The 16469-nt window shown below is 73.2% G+C and carries 23 protein-coding genes and 1 tRNA gene; 9 read left to right on the top strand and 15 right to left on the bottom strand.

The window, feature by feature from the left end; translation table 11 throughout:
• Positions 1–14 precede the first annotated feature (14 nt).
• On the top strand, positions 15–374 hold the full coding sequence (locus ACU436_RS31285; RefSeq protein ID WP_459030604.1) for an MmcQ/YjbR family DNA-binding protein: 360 nt from the start codon (positions 15–17) through the stop codon (positions 372–374).
• Positions 375–470: 96 nt separating this feature from the next.
• Positions 471–543, top strand: a tRNA-Leu gene (locus ACU436_RS31290).
• Positions 544–550: 7 nt separating this feature from the next.
• Here the strand turns inward: ACU436_RS31290 and ACU436_RS31295 are convergent.
• The gene (locus ACU436_RS31295; protein WP_459030605.1) at positions 551–1207 is read right to left on the bottom strand and encodes a TVP38/TMEM64 family protein; all 657 of its coding nucleotides are present in this window, start codon (positions 1205–1207) and stop codon (positions 551–553) included.
• 93 nt (positions 1208–1300) lie between these two features.
• On the opposite strand from ACU436_RS31295, the gene pcaC reads away from it, so the two are divergent.
• A complete protein-coding gene (pcaC, locus tag ACU436_RS31300) occupies positions 1301–1699 on the top strand; it encodes a 4-carboxymuconolactone decarboxylase (RefSeq protein ID WP_459030606.1) in 399 nt (132 codons plus the stop codon).
• An 11-nt stretch (positions 1700–1710) separates the two neighbouring features.
• Here the strand turns inward: pcaC and rdgB are convergent, their stop codons facing one another.
• Both rdgB and rph read right to left on the bottom strand, forming a co-directional pair.
• Entirely contained in the window at positions 1711–2247 is a 537-nt protein-coding gene (gene rdgB / locus ACU436_RS31305) for an RdgB/HAM1 family non-canonical purine NTP pyrophosphatase (protein WP_459030687.1), read from the bottom strand.
• A 50-nt stretch (positions 2248–2297) separates the two neighbouring features.
• Positions 2298–3050: a ribonuclease PH gene (gene rph / locus ACU436_RS31310; RefSeq protein WP_459030607.1), complete on the bottom strand. Its 753-nt coding sequence runs from the start codon at positions 3048–3050 to the stop codon at positions 2298–2300.
• Between the two features lie 81 nt (positions 3051–3131).
• On the opposite strand from rph, the gene ACU436_RS31315 reads away from it, so the two are divergent.
• Positions 3132–3602, top strand: a complete 471-nt coding sequence (locus ACU436_RS31315) for a DUF2231 domain-containing protein (protein WP_459030608.1) — start codon at positions 3132–3134, stop codon at positions 3600–3602.
• On the opposite strand, the gene ACU436_RS31320 is transcribed toward ACU436_RS31315, so the two are convergent.
• The 5 genes from ACU436_RS31320 to ACU436_RS31340 are packed head-to-tail and all read right to left on the bottom strand — an operon-like array spanning position 3603 to position 6706.
• A complete protein-coding gene (locus tag ACU436_RS31320; RefSeq protein ID WP_459030609.1) occupies positions 3603–4388 on the bottom strand; it encodes an MBL fold metallo-hydrolase in 786 nt (261 codons plus the stop codon).
• Between the two features lie 10 nt (positions 4389–4398).
• Positions 4399–4860 (bottom strand): hypothetical protein, encoded by a 462-nt coding sequence (locus tag ACU436_RS31325; RefSeq protein WP_459030610.1) that lies wholly within the window; start codon positions 4858–4860, stop codon positions 4399–4401.
• On the bottom strand, positions 4853–5215 hold the full coding sequence (locus tag ACU436_RS31330) for a hypothetical protein (protein ID WP_459030611.1): 363 nt from the start codon (positions 5213–5215) through the stop codon (positions 4853–4855). Before ACU436_RS31330 ends, ACU436_RS31325 begins: the two co-directional genes overlap by 8 nt.
• A 9-nt stretch (positions 5216–5224) precedes the next feature.
• On the bottom strand, positions 5225–6067 hold the full coding sequence (gene murI / locus ACU436_RS31335; protein ID WP_459030612.1) for a glutamate racemase: 843 nt from the start codon (positions 6065–6067) through the stop codon (positions 5225–5227).
• Positions 6068–6076: 9 nt separating this feature from the next.
• Positions 6077–6706, bottom strand: a complete 630-nt coding sequence (locus ACU436_RS31340) for a rhomboid family intramembrane serine protease (protein ID WP_459030613.1) — start codon at positions 6704–6706, stop codon at positions 6077–6079.
• Between the two features lie 121 nt (positions 6707–6827).
• On the opposite strand from ACU436_RS31340, the gene ACU436_RS31345 reads away from it, so the two are divergent.
• Positions 6828–7490: a hypothetical protein gene (locus tag ACU436_RS31345; RefSeq protein ID WP_459030614.1), complete on the top strand. Its 663-nt coding sequence runs from the start codon at positions 6828–6830 to the stop codon at positions 7488–7490.
• 7 nt (positions 7491–7497) lie between these two features.
• Here the strand turns inward: ACU436_RS31345 and ACU436_RS31350 are convergent, their stop codons facing one another.
• From ACU436_RS31350 to ACU436_RS31360, 3 genes are read right to left on the bottom strand one after another with little or no spacing between them, the layout of a single operon-like run.
• Positions 7498–8448: a PLP-dependent cysteine synthase family protein gene (locus ACU436_RS31350; RefSeq protein ID WP_459030615.1), complete on the bottom strand. Its 951-nt coding sequence runs from the start codon at positions 8446–8448 to the stop codon at positions 7498–7500.
• A gap of 54 nt (positions 8449–8502) precedes the next feature.
• Positions 8503–8796 (bottom strand): MoaD/ThiS family protein, encoded by a 294-nt coding sequence (locus tag ACU436_RS31355; protein ID WP_459030616.1) that lies wholly within the window; start codon positions 8794–8796, stop codon positions 8503–8505.
• 47 nt (positions 8797–8843) lie between these two features.
• Complete coding sequence (locus ACU436_RS31360; RefSeq protein ID WP_459030617.1) at positions 8844–9422, bottom strand: M67 family metallopeptidase; 579 nt, start codon at positions 9420–9422, stop codon at positions 8844–8846.
• A gap of 77 nt (positions 9423–9499) precedes the next feature.
• Here ACU436_RS31360 and ACU436_RS31365 point away from each other — a divergent pair, with 77 nt between their 5' ends.
• Entirely contained in the window at positions 9500–9778 is a 279-nt protein-coding gene (locus ACU436_RS31365; protein WP_459030618.1) for an Rdx family protein, read from the top strand.
• Positions 9779–10133: 355 nt separating this feature from the next.
• Here the strand turns inward: ACU436_RS31365 and ACU436_RS31370 are convergent, their stop codons facing one another.
• Positions 10134–10685 carry a DUF2017 domain-containing protein gene (locus ACU436_RS31370; RefSeq protein WP_459030619.1) on the bottom strand — a complete coding sequence of 184 codons (552 nt, stop codon included), beginning with the start codon at positions 10683–10685 and terminating at the stop codon, positions 10134–10136.
• A gap of 13 nt (positions 10686–10698) precedes the next feature.
• A complete protein-coding gene (clpS, locus tag ACU436_RS31375; protein WP_459030688.1) occupies positions 10699–10995 on the bottom strand; it encodes an ATP-dependent Clp protease adapter ClpS in 297 nt (98 codons plus the stop codon).
• A gap of 57 nt (positions 10996–11052) precedes the next feature.
• On the opposite strand from clpS, the gene ACU436_RS31380 reads away from it, so the two are divergent.
• Positions 11053–12354 (top strand): nicotinate phosphoribosyltransferase, encoded by a 1302-nt coding sequence (locus ACU436_RS31380; RefSeq protein ID WP_459030620.1) that lies wholly within the window; start codon positions 11053–11055, stop codon positions 12352–12354.
• A gap of 1 nt (position 12355) precedes the next feature.
• Positions 12356–12904: a nicotinamidase gene (locus tag ACU436_RS31385; protein WP_459030621.1), complete on the top strand. Its 549-nt coding sequence runs from the start codon at positions 12356–12358 to the stop codon at positions 12902–12904.
• A gap of 78 nt (positions 12905–12982) precedes the next feature.
• On the opposite strand, the gene ACU436_RS31390 is transcribed toward ACU436_RS31385, so the two are convergent.
• Positions 12983–13855, bottom strand: coding sequence for a thioesterase family protein (locus tag ACU436_RS31390; RefSeq protein WP_459030622.1), 873 nt, complete (start codon positions 13853–13855; stop codon positions 12983–12985).
• Positions 13856–13996: 141 nt separating this feature from the next.
• On the opposite strand from ACU436_RS31390, the gene ACU436_RS31395 reads away from it, so the two are divergent.
• A complete protein-coding gene (locus ACU436_RS31395) occupies positions 13997–16030 on the top strand; it encodes an ATP-dependent DNA helicase (protein WP_459030623.1) in 2034 nt (677 codons plus the stop codon).
• Between the two features lie 3 nt (positions 16031–16033).
• Here the strand turns inward: ACU436_RS31395 and ACU436_RS31400 are convergent, their stop codons facing one another.
• Positions 16034–16462: a MarR family winged helix-turn-helix transcriptional regulator gene (locus tag ACU436_RS31400; protein WP_459030624.1), complete on the bottom strand. Its 429-nt coding sequence runs from the start codon at positions 16460–16462 to the stop codon at positions 16034–16036.
• Between the last annotated feature and the right edge of the window lie 7 nt (positions 16463–16469).

The following is a 16469-nucleotide window of genomic DNA, read 5'->3' on the forward strand; positions in this document are numbered from 1 at the left end:
GCCGAGGGGGTTTCGTGGCGACCGACGACGACGTGCGCCGGATCGCGCTCGCGCTGCCGGGGGTCGAGGAGATCCCGAGCGAGGGCTTCGACTTCCGCGTGGGCGGCAAGGGGTTCGTCTGGTCCTACCCGGAGCGCGTGCCCGGCAGGCGGCGGGAGATCCGCACCGACGTCGCCGTGCTGTACGTCGGCGACGAGGCCGAGAAGCAGGCACTGTTGCTCGGCGAGCCGGAGCTGTTCTTCACCCACCCCACATACGACGGCCTGCCGATGGTGATGGTCCGGCTGGAGAAGGTCGATCCGGTGCGACTGATGGAGCTCGTTCTGGACGCGTGGCGCATGCGCGCGCCCGCCGAGCTGCACACGCCCGAGTGAGCGACTTCGCTCATCTCGTCGACGCTTCGCACAAGGCGGGCGGTATGTGAAGTCCGTGCTGGGTGTGCGAAGTGACCCCGTTAGGCTGCTGGCCGAGCCGGCGTAGCCCAATGGCAGAGGCGCGATCTTTAGGCGGTCGACAGTGCGGGTTCGAATCCCGCCGCCGGCACTGACTCCTACTCCCCGGCCGTGGCCGGGATCGCCGGTCGCCTCGCCGCGATCAGGGCGCCCGTGAGCCCCACCAGGCCCGAGCACACCGAGATCAGCAGCATCGCCGGGTGCGGGTTGCCGCCGACCGCGGCGTCACCGAGGATCACGACCCCGATCGTCCCGGGCAGGACGCCCAGCACCGTGCCCACCAGGTAGGGCGTGAAGCGCACTCCCGAGAGGGCCGAGGCGTAGTTCATCGCCGAGAACGGCACGGCCGGGATCAGGCGCAACGACACCATCGCGAGCAGGCTGCTGCGGTCGAGCCGGGCGCGCACCCAGGTCATGACGCGGTGGTCGTTGTGCCGGCGGGTGAACCGCCCACCCAGGAGCTTGACCAGCCAGAACGCGAAAGCCGCCGCCAGCCCCGTGCCGGCGACCGCGAGCAGCACCCCGCCGACCCCGCCGAACAGCACCCCGGCCGCCACCGTGAACACCGTGCGCGGCACGGGCGTGACCGTGACCATGCCCTGCAGCAGCACGAACAGCAGCGGCGCCCACAGGCCCGCGGTCCGCACGGACGTGCGCACGTCCAGCAGGTCGGTGCCGGTGCGGTACAGCAGCAAGGCGACCACGGCTACCACGAGCACCGCCGTGCCCACAGCGGCGATCCGTCCCCAGCTCACTCGACCGAAGGTACCGACGTCCGGCGGTGGCGGGTCGGGAAGGGTGGTGCTCGACACCGTCCGTTCACCTCCGTGGCAGCTACGGTGCGTGGCGTGACCACGGAGCAACCAACTCTCGACCTCGATCCCGACGGCCTGGCGGTGCGCCGCGAGGTGCTCGGGGCGCAGCACGTCGACGCCGCGCTCTCCCGCGCCGACGCCGTCACCGCCGACTTCCAGGAAATGATCACCCGGTACGCGTGGGGCGGCATCTGGACCCGTCCCGGCCTCGACCGGCGGATGCGCAGCGCCATCACCCTCACCGCCTTGGTGGCCCACGGGCACTACGGCGAGCTGGAGATGCACCTGCGCGCCGCTCTGCGCAACGGCCTGTCCCGCGACGAGATCGTGGAGGTGCTGCTGCAGAGCGCGATCTACTGCGGAGTCCCCGCGGCCAACTCGGCCTTCGCGGTAGCCCGTCGCGTCCTGGCCGAGCCCGACCCGACCGACTGACGCTCCAGCGGTCAGGTCAGGGCGTGCAGGTGGGGCAGGAGGGCGCGCATGGCCCGGCCGCGGTGGGATGCGGCGTCCTTCTCCTGCGCGCCGAGCTCGGCGGAGGTGCGCTCCTCGCCGTCGGGCACGAAGATCGGGTCGTAGCCGAAGCCGTTGGTGCCGCGGGGAGCCCGGACGATCCGGCCGCGCCACTCGCCGTGCACCACGGTCTCCGGCCCGTTCGGCACCACCAGCGCCGCCGCGCAGACGAACGCGGCGCCGCGCCGCTCGTCGGGAACATCGGCGACCTGCCCGAGCAGCAGTTCGAGGTTGGCGACGTCGTCGCCGTGGCGGCCGCTCCAGCGCGCCGACAGCACGCCGGGCATCCCGTTCAGCGCATCGACGGCGAGACCGGAGTCGTCGGCCACGGACGGCATACCGGTGGCGGCCGCCGCGTCCCGCGCCTTCGCGAGCGCGTTCTCCGCGAAGGTGGCGCCGGTCTCGGGGGCCTCCGGGAACTCGGGGACGTCGGCGAGGCCGACCACGTCGACCGGGCCGTCGGCGAGCATCCGGCGCAGCTCGGCGAGCTTGCCGGGGTTGCGGGTGGCGAGCAGGACCTTCACGAACGCCCCGGCAGGTCGCGCGGGTAGGGCTGCGTCAGCACCTCGGCCTGCAGGTCCGACAGCTGCCGGATACCGGCGAGCGCGATGTCGAGCATCGAGTCGAGGGTGCTGCGGGCGAACGTGGCGCCCTCGCCGGTGCTCTGCACCTCGATGAGCGTGCCCGTGTCGGTGGCGACGATGTTCGCGTCCACCTCGGCGCGCGAGTCCTCCTCGTACGGCAGGTCGAGCCGCACGCGCCCGTCCACCACGCCGACGCTGACGGCCGCGACCTGGCAGGACAGCGGCTTCGGGTCGGCGAGTGCGCCCCGCGCGCCGAGCCAGGTGACGGCGTCGGCCAGCGCCACGTAGGCGCCGGTGATCGCGGCGGTGCGGGTGCCGCCGTCGGCCTGGATGACGTCGCAGTCCAGGGCGATGGTGTTCTCGCCGAGCGCGGCGAGGTCGATGCACGCACGCAGCGACCGACCGATCAGCCTGCTGATCTCGTGCGTGCGGCCGCCGATGCGGCCCTTCACCGACTCGCGGTCGCTGCGGGTGTTGGTGGCGGACGGCAGCATCGCGTACTCGGCGGTGAGCCAGCCCAGCCCCGACCCCTTGCGCCAGCGCGGGACGCCCTCCGCGACGCTCGCCGCGCACAGCACCTTCGTGTCCCCGAACTCGACGAGCACCGAGCCCGCCGGGTGCTTCTGGAAGCCCCGGGTGATCGTCACCGGGCGGAGCTCGTCGTCGGTCCTGCCGTCTGCGCGTGTCACGGGGGCCACCCTATGGTCCGGCTGAACCGGACCCCACGGCCGCCCGTTGTGAAGGACATGTGGGTCATCGACGGTATCCCGTTGCATCCCCTGGTCGTCCATGCGGTCGTCGTGCTCCTACCCCTCGCGGCGCTGGGGGCCCTCGTGATCGCGGTGCGGCGCTCGTGGCGGCGCTCGCTCGGGATCCCGGTCCTGCTCGTGGCGCTGGGCGGCGTCGCGGCCGTCCCGATGGCCACCACCACCGGCAGCCAGCTGTACGCGGCGCTCGGCGGGCAGAACCCGGTGATCGAGCTCCACATGCAGCGCGCCTCGTTGATCCTGCCGGTCGCGCTCGCCTTCTTCGTACTGCTGGGCGGCGCCGTGCTCACCGAGATCGCGATCGTGCGGGCCGAGTCCGGGGCGCACGCGGCCCGCGCAGCCACCGCCACCCGGTACCACGTCGCCACCGGCCTCTCGGCGCTGGCGGCGCTCACGGGCATCGCGGTCGTCGTCATCGTGGTGCTGGTCGGGCACGCCGGATCGACCGCCGCGTGGCAGGGGGTCGTGCAGTAGTCAGATCTCGTACGCCGCGTCCGGAGCCACGAGGTCCACCGGCCCGTCGAACGCCGCTTCGGCCTCGGCGAGCAGCCCGCCGCCGTCGTTCCACGGGGGGACGTGCGTGATCAGCAGCCGGCCCACACCCGCAGCGGTGGCGTGCTCTCCCGCCTGCCGCCCCGACAGGTGCACCCCCGGCGGGGGTTCCTCCCACTCGTCCGACACGTGCGGCCACGTGGCCTCGCACAGCAGCACGTCAGCGCCCCGGGCGAGCTCCGCGAGGGCGCTGCACGGGCCGGTGTCACCGCTGTAGACGAGGCTCCGCCCACCCGCGTCGACGCGCAGGGCGTAGGCCTCGCAGAGGTGGTCGACGCGTCGCGCCGTGAGCGTCATCGCCCCGGCGTCGGCGCCGGCACCGTCGGTGAGGGCGTGGAAGGTGAAGACGTCGGTGAGGTCGGTCTCCGCCCGCTCGGCCCCCGACGGCGCGTACGCCGCGGCGAACCGGTCGGGCGCCTCGCCCGGGGCGTGCACCGGCAGCGGGCGGGAGGCGGGGTCGTAGGGCGGGCGCGGGTGGTAGCGGCGGTGCACGACGAGGGACGTGAAGTCGGCACAGTGGTCCGGGTGCAGGTGGGAGAACGCCACCGCGTCGAGCTCCCACGGGTCGGCGTGGCGCTGCAGCGCGCCGAACGTGCCGTTGCCCAGGTCGAGCACGAGCCGGGTGTCCTCGGCCTCGACGAGGTACCCGGATGCCGGCGAGCCCGGACCGGGCCCGCTCCCCGAGCACCCGAGCACGATCAACCGCATGGGCCGAACGCTAACAGTCCACCGGTGGCTGTCCGCCTGCTTCGCGAGGCGGCCGGTCACCGGACAAGCGTTGGCGTGCGCGCGTGTGCCGCAGCCACCAGAGGCCGATGAGCGGGAGCACGAGCGGCACGAAGCCGTAGCCGCGCCCGAACACCGACCAGACCGTGTCGTCGGGGAAGTCACCGGTGTCGAACACGGTGAGCGTGCCGACCGTGAGCACACCGACCAGCTCGAACACCACGGCGCCCCACGCGAGCCTGCGGGCGCCGGGCCCGTGGCCGGCGAGCCCGATCGTGGCGAGGATGTAGACGACGCCGGCCAGCGCCGAGAGCAGGTAGGCCACCGGCGCCTCACCGAACCGGGTGGCGATCTGCACGCCCGCGCGCGCCGTGGCCGACAGCGCGAACACCCCGTACACGGCGATCAGCACGCGTCCCGGGCCGGAGGACGTGGCGCGGGCGGGCTCAGGCACCGGGCACCCAGAGCCCCTGCAGCCGCCACACCGCGACGGCCGTGGCGATCGCCCCCACCGCGACGACGGCGCCACCCCACCGGGTGGGCTCCGCCGTCGCGAACTGCGTCGCGATCGGCAGCACGCACACCGACACGACGAGGTAGATGAGGAACGTCGTGTTCTCGGGCAGCGTGGTGCCCGAGAACACCTGCACCGCGGCGATCACGGCCTGGACCACGAGCAGCGCCACCGCGACGCCCACCGCCCGCTTCGTCCAGGCATCCGGGAGCCGGTTCAGCACGGTGAGGACCACGCCGTAGACCGCGAGCGCGGCGAGCGCGACCTGGACCACGACGACGAGAACGCCGATCACGCCGCGACGCTACCCGAGCCCGACCCGGGCGTAACCAGACCCCGACTCGCGCGCATCCAGGGCGGTCACGGCGCCGATCTCCGGGCCGAGGAAGCGGCGGCCGAGGCGGCGGAACGGCTCGGGGTCGCCCGTCGCGAGGAAGCGGTGGGGCGCCGGGGGCTCGCCGGCCGGGTCGCGGGCCAGGTCGTGCTCCATGAGGACGCGCACGACGTCCTTGGCCGTCTCGTCGGCGCTGGAGACGAGCGTGACGTCCGGCCCGGCCACGATCTGCAGCACGCCGGCGAGCAGGGGGTAGTGCGTGCAGCCGAGGACGAGCGTGTCGACGCGCGCCCGCTGCAGCGGCTCCAGGTAGCTCTGCACGAGCCCGAGCACCTGCCGTCCGCTGGTCATGCCGCGCTCGACGAAGTCGACGAAGCGCGGGCACGCGACGGAGGTGACCTCCACACCGGGCGCGGCGGCGAAGGCGTCCCGGTAGGCGCCCGAGGCGATCGTCGCGCTGGTGCCGATGACCCCGACCCGCCCGCTCCGGGTGGTGGCGACGGCGCGGCGCACCGCGGGCCGCAGCACCTCCACGACCGGCACCGGGTAGCGCTCCCGGATGTCGGGCAGGCAGGCGGCGGTGGCGGTGTTGCAGGCGACGACGAGTGCCTTGACCCCGTGCTCCATCAGCGCGTCCCCGACGGCGAGCGCGTGCCGGCGCACGTCGGCGACCCGCAGCGGCCCGTACGGCCCGTGGGCGGTGTCGCCGACGTAGACGACCTGTTCGGCGGGCAGTTGGTCGATCACCGCCCGGGCCACGGTGAGGCCGCCGACGCCGGAGTCGAAGATGCCGATCGGGGCGTCGGGGAGCACGCGGTGAGCCTAGGCCGTGGTGCGGCGGTCGGCGCGGGCGACGAGCCGGGCCGCCAGCAGGCCGGCCAGCGCCCCGAACAGGTGCGACTGCCAGGAGATGCCGGGCTGCCCGGGCAGCACGCCGAACAGGATCCCACCCCACACGAGGAACAGCCCCACCGCCATGAGGATCTGCAGACCGCTGCGGGCGAAGAAGCCCCGGGCGAGCAGGAAGACCAGCCAGCCGAAGATCACCCCGGACGCCCCGATGTGCACCGGCTCGTAACCGGGCGGGGCGCCGATGTCCCCGGTGAGCCACACCCCCAGGCCGCCGAGGATCCAGATCGTTGCCGTCACCACCGCGAACTGCCGGATGCCGCCCGCCATCGCCAGGAATCCGAGCACTAGGAAGGGCACGGTGTTGCCCATCAGATGAGCCCAGGTGCCGTGCAGGAGGGGCGCGAACAGCACGCCGTCGAGCCCGTCGACCTCGAGCGGCTCGATGCCGTAGTTCCGGTCGAGCGCCCCGCCGCTGACGATGTCGAACGCCTCGATCACGTAGAGCCCCGCGGTGCACACGATCATGAACAGGGCCGCGGAGAACGGGTTGCGGGGCAGCACGCGAGCGGTCCGGCGAGGGACGGGCGCAGGGGCGACCATGCCTTCGAGGTTACGCAGGTCGAGCCACTCCGGGACTGATGTGAGCCACGTCACTCCGAGCAACCGGGGGGTACGCCCCGACCGTCCTCCGAGCATGGCCGACAGACCGGGGGGACCTGTCATGACTCATCGCACCATCCGCGCACTCGCGGTCGCCGGCATCGCCGCCACCGCACTCCTCGCCGGGCCGGGCGCCGCGCTCGCGCAGGAGCGTTCCGACCAGGTGAGCGCCGACGCCGACCTCGACGGGGACGGCGTCGCGGACCGGGTGACGCTGGAGAAGCTGGCGCCGGGCACGCAGCTGCTGCGCGCCGAGCTGCCCGGTGGGCCCGTCGAGGCCCGGGTCAGCGGTGACGAGGCGCTGCCGCTGATCGTCCCGTTCGTGGTGGACGTCAACGGCGACGGGCGCGACGAGATGGTCCTGGGCATCTCCCTCGGCGCCAACACGACGACGTTCGAGGTGTGGGGCGTCGACGCCGGGCGCCTGCACGCCGTCACCACCGAGGACGGGGCACCGTGGCGGCTCTACGAGGGCGGTGGGGTGTCGGCCATCGGCGAGTACGGGTGCGTGCCCGGCACGCCCGGCCGCCAGCTCCGCGACGTGCAGGCCAGGCTCGACGACGCCGCGTCCACGGACGGCACGCCCCGCTACGACGGCACGTTGGTGACCTACGCCGTCGCCGGCGGGGTGGCGCACCCGGCGGCGACCCAGCCCCTGCAGGACGTGACGCGCGACGACCCGCGGACCCAGCTCGACCCGGCCACCTGCACGCCGCCGAGCTGACGGGTACCTACGCCCAGAGGTGCCCGTCGATGCCCTCGGCCGCGTCGTCCAGCTCCCCGGAGTAGGCGCCGGTGGAGAGGTACTTCCAGCCCGCGTCCGCAATGATGATCACGATGTCGGCGGTCTCACCCGCCCCCGCGGCCTTCTCCGCCACCGCGAGCGCGGCGTGCAGGATGCCGCCGCTGGAGATGCCCGCGAAGATGCCCTCCTGCTCCACGAGCTGGCGGGTGCGGCGCAGGGCGTCGCGGCTGCCGACCGAGTAGCGGGCGGTGAGCACGTCGGGGTCGTACAGCTCGGGGACGAAACCCTCGTCGAGGTTGCGCAGGCCGTAGACCAGCTCGCCGTAACGCGGCTCGGCCGCCACGATCTGGACGTCCGGCTTGTGCTCGCGCAGGTAGCGGCCGGTGCCCACGAGCGTGCCGGTGGTGCCGAGCCCGGCGACGAAGTGGGTGACCGTCGGCAGGTCACGCAGGATCTCGGGACCCGTGGTGCGGTAGTGCGCCTCGGCGTTGGCCGGGTTGCCGTACTGGTAGAGCATGACCCAGTCCGGGTGCTCCGCCGCCAGGCCCTTCGCCATCGCGACGGCCTGGTTGGAGCCGCCCGCCGCCGGCGAGGAGATGATCTGCGCGCCGTACATCTCCAGCAGCTGACGCCGCTCGAGCGAGGTGTTCTCCGGCATCACGCACACCAGCCGGTAGCCCTTGAGCCTGCAGGCCATCGCCAGCGAGATGCCGGTGTTGCCGGAGGTCGGTTCCAGCACCGTGCAGCCGGGCTGCAGCAGCCCGTCCGCCTCGGCCTTCTCGATCATCGCGAGCGCTGGGCGGTCCTTGATCGAGCCGGTGGGGTTGCGGTCCTCCAGCTTCGCCCACAACCGCACGTGCGGTGCCGGTGAGAGCGACGGCAGACCGACCATCGGGGTGTCGCCGACCGCGTGGAGCAGGGAGTCGTACCGGGCCATGACGCCTCCTGGGAAACGCCCGTGCGGGCCGGGACACCCCGGCCCGCGCCGGACTCAGCGCATGCCGCCCGCGACGGCCCCACCGGCGACCGCAGGCAGGATGGTGACGGTCGAGTTCTCCCCGACCGGCGCCTCCAGGCCGCCCGCGAAGCGCACGTCCTCGTCGTCGACGTAGATGTTCACGAAGCGGTGCAGGTTGCCGTCCTTGACGAGCCGGGCGGCGATCCCGCTGTGCCGCGACTCGACGTCGTCGATCACCTCGGCGACGGTGGCGCCCTTCGCCTCGACGGCCTTCTCGCCGCCGGTGTGGGTACGCAGGATGGTCGGGATCGAAACAGTCACGGCCATGCGGATGCTCCAGGTGGTTCGGTCGTGGTGGGGACGCGGGCGCCGGGTCAGGCTCGGTCCGGCACGTCGTCCGCACCCGTGTGCGAGAACATGTAACTCTCGACGACCTCGACGTCTTCCTCGGTGACCACGCCGTCCACGATGTGGAACGACCGGAACTCGAGCCCCAGGACCGTCGGCGTGGCGTCCTCGCGGGTGGAGACGATCACGTAGTGGATCCGCGGGTCGCTGAGCGGGCCGGACCCGTAGTCGATGTCGACCTGGGAGGGGTAGGCCGGGCTGCGGGTGTGGGAGTGGTAGTTCACGACCGACCACTCGTCGCGGGCGTCGATCTCGTTCTCGACGCGCAGCCGCTCCTTGCCGTCGTAGACGTAGTACTCCTTCGACGTGCGCTGCTCACCCTGGTACTCCGCGTGGTCACCGCTGAGGACCACCGGCCGCAGGGCACGCTCCTCCGCGTCGACCGACTCGTCGCCGGTGGGTTTCGCGGCATTGCGCATCCGGATGAGCCGCTCCGGCCGCTCGGCGCCCTCCGGGCCCGCGATCATGCCGCACGCCTCGTGAGGGTGCTCCTCACGCGCGTGAGCCATGACGGCCTCGACGAGGTCGGCCCGGATCACCAACACGACGTCCAGCGTACGTTCCGCATCCGCGCGAATGCACATCCACGGGCACGGCTCACAATCTCTGCCACACTCGCCGCGTGCCCGCCCCGCGCCTGGAGATCACCTACTGCACGCAGTGCCGCTGGCTGCTCCGCGCCGGCTGGACGGCGCAGGAGTTGCTCACGACGTTCCCGGGCGACCTCGGCGAGGTGGCCCTCGTACCCGGCACCGGCGGCGTGTTCCAGGTGCGGCTCGACGACGAGATGCTGTGGGACCGCGCCGCCGAGGGCGGCTTCCCGGAGCTCTCCCGGCTCAAGCAGCTCGTGCGCGACCACGTGGCCCCGGACCGGGGCCTCGGCCACTCCGATCGCCGCTAGGCCCGGTTCGTTCCGGTCCGCCGCCCCGGGTGGGTGGCCGGGTCGGGTTCACCGCCGGCCTCGGCTGGAAGGAATGCCGGTTTCCGACGAGCCCGTCACCACGGGATGCCTACGCGACTGGCATCCGCCTCCGTGTAGATCGACCCGAGCTGCGCGTACCCGCCGCCCGGAGGGCGCTGAGCGGGACCTCGCAACGATCAACACATCATGATCGGACCGACATCCGCTACAGCGCCCACCCAAGGGCAGCCAGGCCCAGGTGATCATGGAAAGCCGCCTCCGGTGGCGCCACCACCCCCGCAACCCCTGAAGTGGTACTACCCGGCCCCGCCACCCGGGCACGCACGTTCGCGGGCTAGCGCACCTGCATCCGCGCCATCACCAGCGAGTCCTGCACGAACGTGAGCCAGTGGTAGACGCCGAGGTGCGCGGCGCGCGGGTCGTCGGCGGGGAGATCCTCGGGCATCTCCTCGCTCACGTCGAGCGCGGTGCCCAGTGCGAGCCGCACGTCGTTCACGGCGGCGAGCCAGGTGTCGGCCTGCTCCGGGGTGAGCTCGACGCGGCCCCCGGCCTCCGGGAGGGTGTCGAGCACCAGTACCGCGGCGGAGTCCTTGGCCTCGATCAGCTCGGGTTCGTGGAGGGAGCGCATGCCCGCGGAGAGCTCGGTGTCGTCGGTGGAGAAATCGGGGAGCAGCCTGGCGAGCACCCGGTCGTCGGGACGGGTGGACGGGCCGGTGCGCATCCCCGTGAGCACCGCCAGCTCGTCGGCGGGGTTGTCGGCGGAGCGCCCGGCGAGCATCTGCCGGATCTCCTCCACCAGCCCGCGCAGGACCGCGGCCTCCTGCGGGTCGAACGTGCCGGCGAGCCGCGCCTTTCCGCCGCGGCCCGCCTTCTTCCAGCCGTTCAACGCTTCCCGCCGTTCATGCTTTCTGCATCGTGGCCCAGAGGCCCGCGGCGTGCAGCTTCGCGACGTCGACCTCGATCTTGTCCTTGTCGCCGGACGACACGGCCGCCTTCCCCTTGTGGTGCACGTCGAGCATCAGTGCTGTGGCCTTGGGCTCCGGGTACCCGAAGAGCTTCTGCAGTACGTACGTGACGTACGACATCAGGTTGACGGGGTCGTTCCACACGATCGCCTGCCAGGGGACGTCGGCGATCGAGTCCTCGGCGAACTCCTGCTCCACCTGGCGCGTGGGTGCGGGTAGCGGCGCGGCCATGGTCTCCATGGTGACACCTCCCCCATTCGGGCTGCACGGCACATAGGCTCTCGATCCATGACTGGCAGTCCGTCGTCGGCCGGGGTGTCCACCGCCCTGTTCACCGACCGGTACGAGCTGACCATGGCGGCCGCGGCGCTCGCCGACGGCACCGCGCACCGGCGATGCGCGTTCGAGGTCTTCGCGCGCCGGCTCCCGGAGGGGCGCCGCTACGGCGTGGTGGCCGGCACGGCCCGCCTGCTGGAGTCGATCGAGCGGTTCCGCTTCGGCGAGGAAGAGCTGGAGATGCTCACCGGCGTCGTCGACGACGCCACGCTCTCGTGGCTGGCCGGGTACCGATTCTCCGGCGACGTCGACGGCTACCCCGAGGGCGAGCTGTACTTCCCCGGATCCCCGATCCTGACCGTCACCGGCACGTTCGCCGACGCGGTGCTGCTCGAGACGCTGTCGCTGTCGATCCTCAACCACGACAGCGCCGTGGCGTCGGCCGCGGCCCGGATGGTCACGGCCGCCGCGGGCCGGCCCATCATCGAGATGGGGTCGCGGCGCACGCACGAGGCAGCGGCGGTGGCATCGGCGCGGGCCACGTACCTCGCGGGGTTCTCCTCCACCTCCAACCTGGAGGCGCAGCGCCGGCACGGCATCCCCACCGCGGGCACGGCCGCGCACGCCTGGGTGCTCCTGCACGACGACGAGCTCACGGCGTTCACCAGCCAGGTGAAGGCGCTCGGATCCGACACCACGCTGCTCGTCGACACCTACGACATCCGCCGCGGCGTGGAGCTCGCGGTCGAGGCCGCCGGCACCGGGCTGGGCGCGATCCGGATCGACTCGGGCGACCTCGGCGAGCTGGCCCGCCAGGCCCGCGAGCAGCTCGACGCCCTGGGCGCCAAGGACACGAGGATCGTGCTGTCCGGCGACCTCGACGAGTACGCGATCGCCTCGCTGCGCGCCGAACCCGTCGACTCGTACGGCGTCGGTACCTCGGTCGTCACCGGCTCGGGCGCACCGACCGCCGGGATGGTCTACAAGCTGGTGGAGGTCGACGGCCGGCCGGTCGCCAAGCGCAGCGCGTCGAAGGAGTCGCGTGGGGGGCGCAAGTCGGCCCTGCGCCGCTACAAGCCGACGGGCACCGCGATCGAGGAGGTCGTGCACCAGGTGGACGTCCCTCCCGAGCTCGGGCCGCACGACCGCGTCGTACCGATCCCGCTGATCCGGGGCGGCGAGCAGGTGGCGGGCCTGCCCGACCTGGAGCAGTCCCGCGAGCACCTGCGCAGCGCGCTCGTGTCCGTGCCGTGGGAGGGCCTCAAGCTCTCCCGCGGCGAGCCCGCCCTGCCCACCGTGTTCGAGGGGAGCTGACGTGAGGGCATTGATCGTCGTCGACGTGCAGAACGACTTCTGCGAGGGCGGCTCGCTGGCGGTCGAGGGCGGGGGCGCGGTGGCCGCCGCGATCTCCGGTCACCTGCGCACGGCGGCCTACGACCACGTGGTCGCCACCCGCGACCACCACATCGACCCGGGCGCCCATTTCTCCGCCGAGCCGGACTTCGTCGACAGCTGGCCGCCGCACTGCCGCGCCGGTACGCCCGGGGCGTCGTTCCACCCGGCGCTGGACGTGGCCCCGATCGAGGCGGTGTTCAGCAAGGGCGATTACACCGCCGCCTACTCCGGCTTCGAGGGAACCGAGCCGGGCGGGGCGGGCCTGGCCGACTGGCTGCGCGCCCAGGGCGTGGACACCGTGGAGGTGGTCGGGATCGCCACCGACCACTGCGTGCGCGCCACGGCACTGGACGCCGCGGCCGAAGGCTTCACGACCGCCGTGCTGCTGGAGATGTGCGCCGGGGTCGCGCCGGCCACGACGGAACGGGCACTCGAGGAGATGCAGGCGGCGGGCGTCCGGCTGTCTTGAGGCGACTTCACACACCATCGGTGCCCTTCACACAAGGCGGCCGTCTGAAGGGCACCTCGGGTGTGTGAAGTCGGCGTGTCAGACCTCGCGCATCCGGAACGGTTCGAGGAGCGCGCCCAGGTCGCCGACCACGCCGTTCTCGTCCAGGACCCGGTGCGAGCCCAGGGCCTCGGCCAGGCCGATGCAGCGGGGGCCGTCGAACAGGCCGCACGCGTAGCGGGCGGTGGTCTCGTCGAGCTCGACCACGCCGACCCGCAACTGGTAGATGCCCGGGTAGTGCACCTCGTCGAGGTACTGGACCTCGAGCGTGCTCGGGGACAGGCCGTCGAGCGGGCCGCCGGTGGGGTAGCCGAGCACGTCGAGGTGCAGCTCGGCGAGGCCGTCGAGGTACCAGCCTGCGAGCTTGACGTTGTTGACGTGACGGTTCGTGTCGAGGTCGCCGAAGCGGGTGCGCACGTCGAGCCGGAACGGGTAGGCCTCGCGCACCCGGCGGGCCGGGTCGAGCTCGGGCCGCTCGGCCGCCGGACCGTCGACGCGCAGCTCCTCGAGCGCGGCGCGCACCGGCGCGGGGACCGGGGCCGGGCGGCCGTTCGAGGCGTGCACGCTGACCGACTCGCCCGCCGCGACGCACTCGTCGTCGGCGAAGACGCCGTAGGAGTACGCGAACGACGAGGTGCCGACGTGAGTCACCCCGAGGCCGATGCGGTACCGGCCGGTGACCCGCAGCGGGGCCAGCACGTCGACGCGCACCGAGGCGAGCAGCAGCCGCGTGCGGCCGGTGAGGTCGGCGCCGAAACGGGTGCGCTCCACGGCGACCCGGGCGTCCTCGAACCACCGCACCAGCGCGTCCCGGCCGATCCGGCGGCTCGGGTCCAGGTCGCCGTAGCGGGCGTCGTGCTCGAGCAGCACGGGGTAGGACGACGGCGAGAACAGAACTGGCGTGGACGTCACCCAGCCCATGATGGCCACGGGAACGGGACCGCGGGTTACGCGTAGTTGTTCATCACGTGTGAACCGCGCAACGTCGCGGCCTCCGGGCCCGGTTGCGACGTTCCGCCCCGGGGCGTCGGGGGCGCCCGGTAACCTCGCCGGGTGCCTACCGCGACGAAGAAGCAGGGGACGAACCTGCCGGGAGTTGCGGAACTGCTCGAAGCGGCCGTCACCGCCGTCGGAGGCACGCGCCGCGAGGGGCAGGACGCGATGGCGCAGGCCGTTCGCAAGGCCCTCGTGAGCGGCGAGCACGTCGCAGTGCAGGCCGGCACGGGCACCGGAAAGTCGCTCGCCTACCTGGTGCCCGCCATCCACCACGCCGCGTCGAAGGGCGCCACGGTCGTCGTGTCCACGGCCACGATCGCGCTGCAGCGCCAGCTCGTCGACCGCGACCTCCCGCGGCTGGCGAAGGCGCTCAAGCCGCTGCTGGGGCGCGCGCCGACGTTCGCGATCCTCAAGGGCCGCCGCAACTACCTGTGCCTCAACAAGCTGCACGGCGGTGACGAGACCGACCCCGGCGAGGAGCTGTTCGACCCGTTCGCGATCTCCGCGATGGGCCGGCAGGTCAAGCGGATCCACGAGTGGGCCGACAACACCGACACCGGCGACCGCGACGAGCTCGTGCCCGGGGTGCCCGACTCGGTGTGGCGCCAGGTGTCGGTCACGGCCCGGGAGTGCCTCGGAGCGGCCAAGTGTCCGGTCGGCGACGACTGCTTCGCGGAGAAGTCCCGCGCCGTCGCGGGCCAGGCCGACATCGTCGTCACCAACCACGCCCTGCTCGCGATCGACGCGCTGGAGGGGCGCCCGGTGCTGCCCGAGCACGACGTCGTGGTCGTCGACGAGGCGCACGAGCTGGTCGACCGCGTCACCGGCGTGGCCACGGCCGAGCTCACGGCCGGGATGATCGCCGCCACCGCGCGCCGGCTCGGCAAGCTCGTCGACCAGGCCGTCGCCGACCGGCTCGCCGAGGCCGGCGAGGGCCTCGGGTTCGTGCTGGACGACCTGCCCCCGGGGCGCTGGGAGTCCCTGCCGCGGGCCGCGGCGGGCGCGCTCTCCGCCGTCCGCGACGCGGCGGGTTCCTGCAAGCAGGCACTGGGCACGGAGCGCCGGGAGGACCCGGAGGCCGCCACCGGCCGCAAGATCGCCCAGGCGTCCCTCGACGACGTCGCCGACACCGCGGTGCGGCTGCTCGGCGCGTTCGACGAGGCCGATCCGGCCAAGCGGCACGACGTCATCTGGCTCGCCGAACAGGGCCCGGACGGCGCGCGGCACAAGTCGCTGCACGCCGCCCCGCTCTGGGTGGGCGGGCTCCTGCGGGAGCGGCTCTTCGGCCGCTCCACCGTGGTGCTCACCTCGGCCACGCTCGCGCTGGGCGGCAACTTCGACGCCCTGGCCCGGCAGTGGGGGCTCCCCCCGGAGAAGGTGGCGGCGGGCAAGACCGACGACCCGGTGCCCGACCCGGACGCGCCGAAGTGGTCCGGCCTCGACGTCGGCTCGCCGTTCATCCACGCCAAGAGCGGCATCCTCTACGTCGCCAAGCGGCTGCCCCCGCCGGGGCGCGACGGCCTGCCGCCGTCGTACCTGGACGAGATCGCGGGGCTAGTCGAGGCCGCTGGCGGGCGCACGCTCGGGCTGTTCTCCTCGATGCGCGCCGCCAAGCAGGCCACCGAGGCGTTGCGCGGCCGGCTCGACACGCCGCTGCTGTGCCAGGGCGAGGACTCCACGATGCAGCTCGTCGAGAAGTTCGCCGCCGACGAGGCCACGTCCCTCTTCGGCACGCTCTCGCTCTGGCAGGGCGTCGACGTGCCCGGGCCGTCGCTGTCGTGCGTGATCATCGACCGGATCCCGTTCCCGCGCCCGGACGACCCCCTCGTCGCGGCCCGGCAACGCGCCACCGACGCCCGCGGCGGCAACGGTTTCCTGTCCGTCTCGGCCACCCACGCGGCGCTGCTGCTCGCGCAGGGCGCGGGCCGGCTCCTGCGCGGCATGGACGACCGCGGCGTCGTCGCGATCCTCGACTCCCGCCTCGCCACCGCCCGCTACGGCGGCTTCCTGCGCGCGAGCCTGCCGCCGTTCTGGGCCACGGACGACCGGGAGAAGGTGCACGGCGCCCTGCGCCGGCTGCGGGGGGCCTGACGATCAGCCCGGCCGCGTCTCCAGCGCGGCCGCCAGCAGCGCCTGCAGCTGCCGCTGTTGCTCCGCGTCGAGTGCGGCGAGGGGGGAACGTTCCCGCACCCGCTCCAGGAGCCTGCGGCGGACGTCCTCCCCGGCGGGCGTGAGCACCAGGGTGCGTACGCGCCCGTCGGCGGGGTGCGGGCGGCGTTCGGCGAGCCCCTTCTCCTCCAGTCGGTCGGACAGGAGCGTGACGTTCGACGGGTCGCAGTGCAGCCTGCTCGCGACCTGGCGCAGCGGTACCGGGTCGGCGGCGGGGTCGAGCGCCCAGACGAGGTTGGCGAGGGAGTGGGTCAGGTCGACCTCCCGCACCGCCGCCTGCAGGTCCTCGGCGACGGCGCCGGCCACGGCGAGCACCTGCTCGACGAGGGCTGGGGTGAGGTCGCCACCGGGCACGGCCCGA

It is taken from the genome of Pseudonocardia wallangbongensis (assembly GCF_054486945.1).

Coding starts and splice junctions, on each gene's coding strand:
- rdgB (WP_459030687.1), bottom strand. CDS start 2,247: ATGCTCGCCGACGGCCCGGTCGACGTGGTCGGCCTCGCCGACGTCCCC.
- ACU436_RS31320 (WP_459030609.1), bottom strand. CDS start 4,388: ATGCGGTTGATCGTGCTCGGGTGCTCGGGGAGCGGGCCCGGTCCGGGC.
- ACU436_RS31340 (WP_459030613.1), bottom strand. CDS start 6,706: ATGGTCGCCCCTGCGCCCGTCCCTCGCCGGACCGCTCGCGTGCTGCCC.
- ACU436_RS31345 (WP_459030614.1), top strand. CDS start 6,828: ATGACTCATCGCACCATCCGCGCACTCGCGGTCGCCGGCATCGCCGCC.
- ACU436_RS31350 (WP_459030615.1), bottom strand. CDS start 8,448: ATGGCCCGGTACGACTCCCTGCTCCACGCGGTCGGCGACACCCCGATG.
- ACU436_RS31355 (WP_459030616.1), bottom strand. CDS start 8,796: ATGGCCGTGACTGTTTCGATCCCGACCATCCTGCGTACCCACACCGGC.
- clpS (WP_459030688.1), bottom strand. CDS start 10,995: ATGGCCGCGCCGCTACCCGCACCCACGCGCCAGGTGGAGCAGGAGTTC.
- ACU436_RS31380 (WP_459030620.1), top strand. CDS start 11,053: ATGACTGGCAGTCCGTCGTCGGCCGGGGTGTCCACCGCCCTGTTCACC.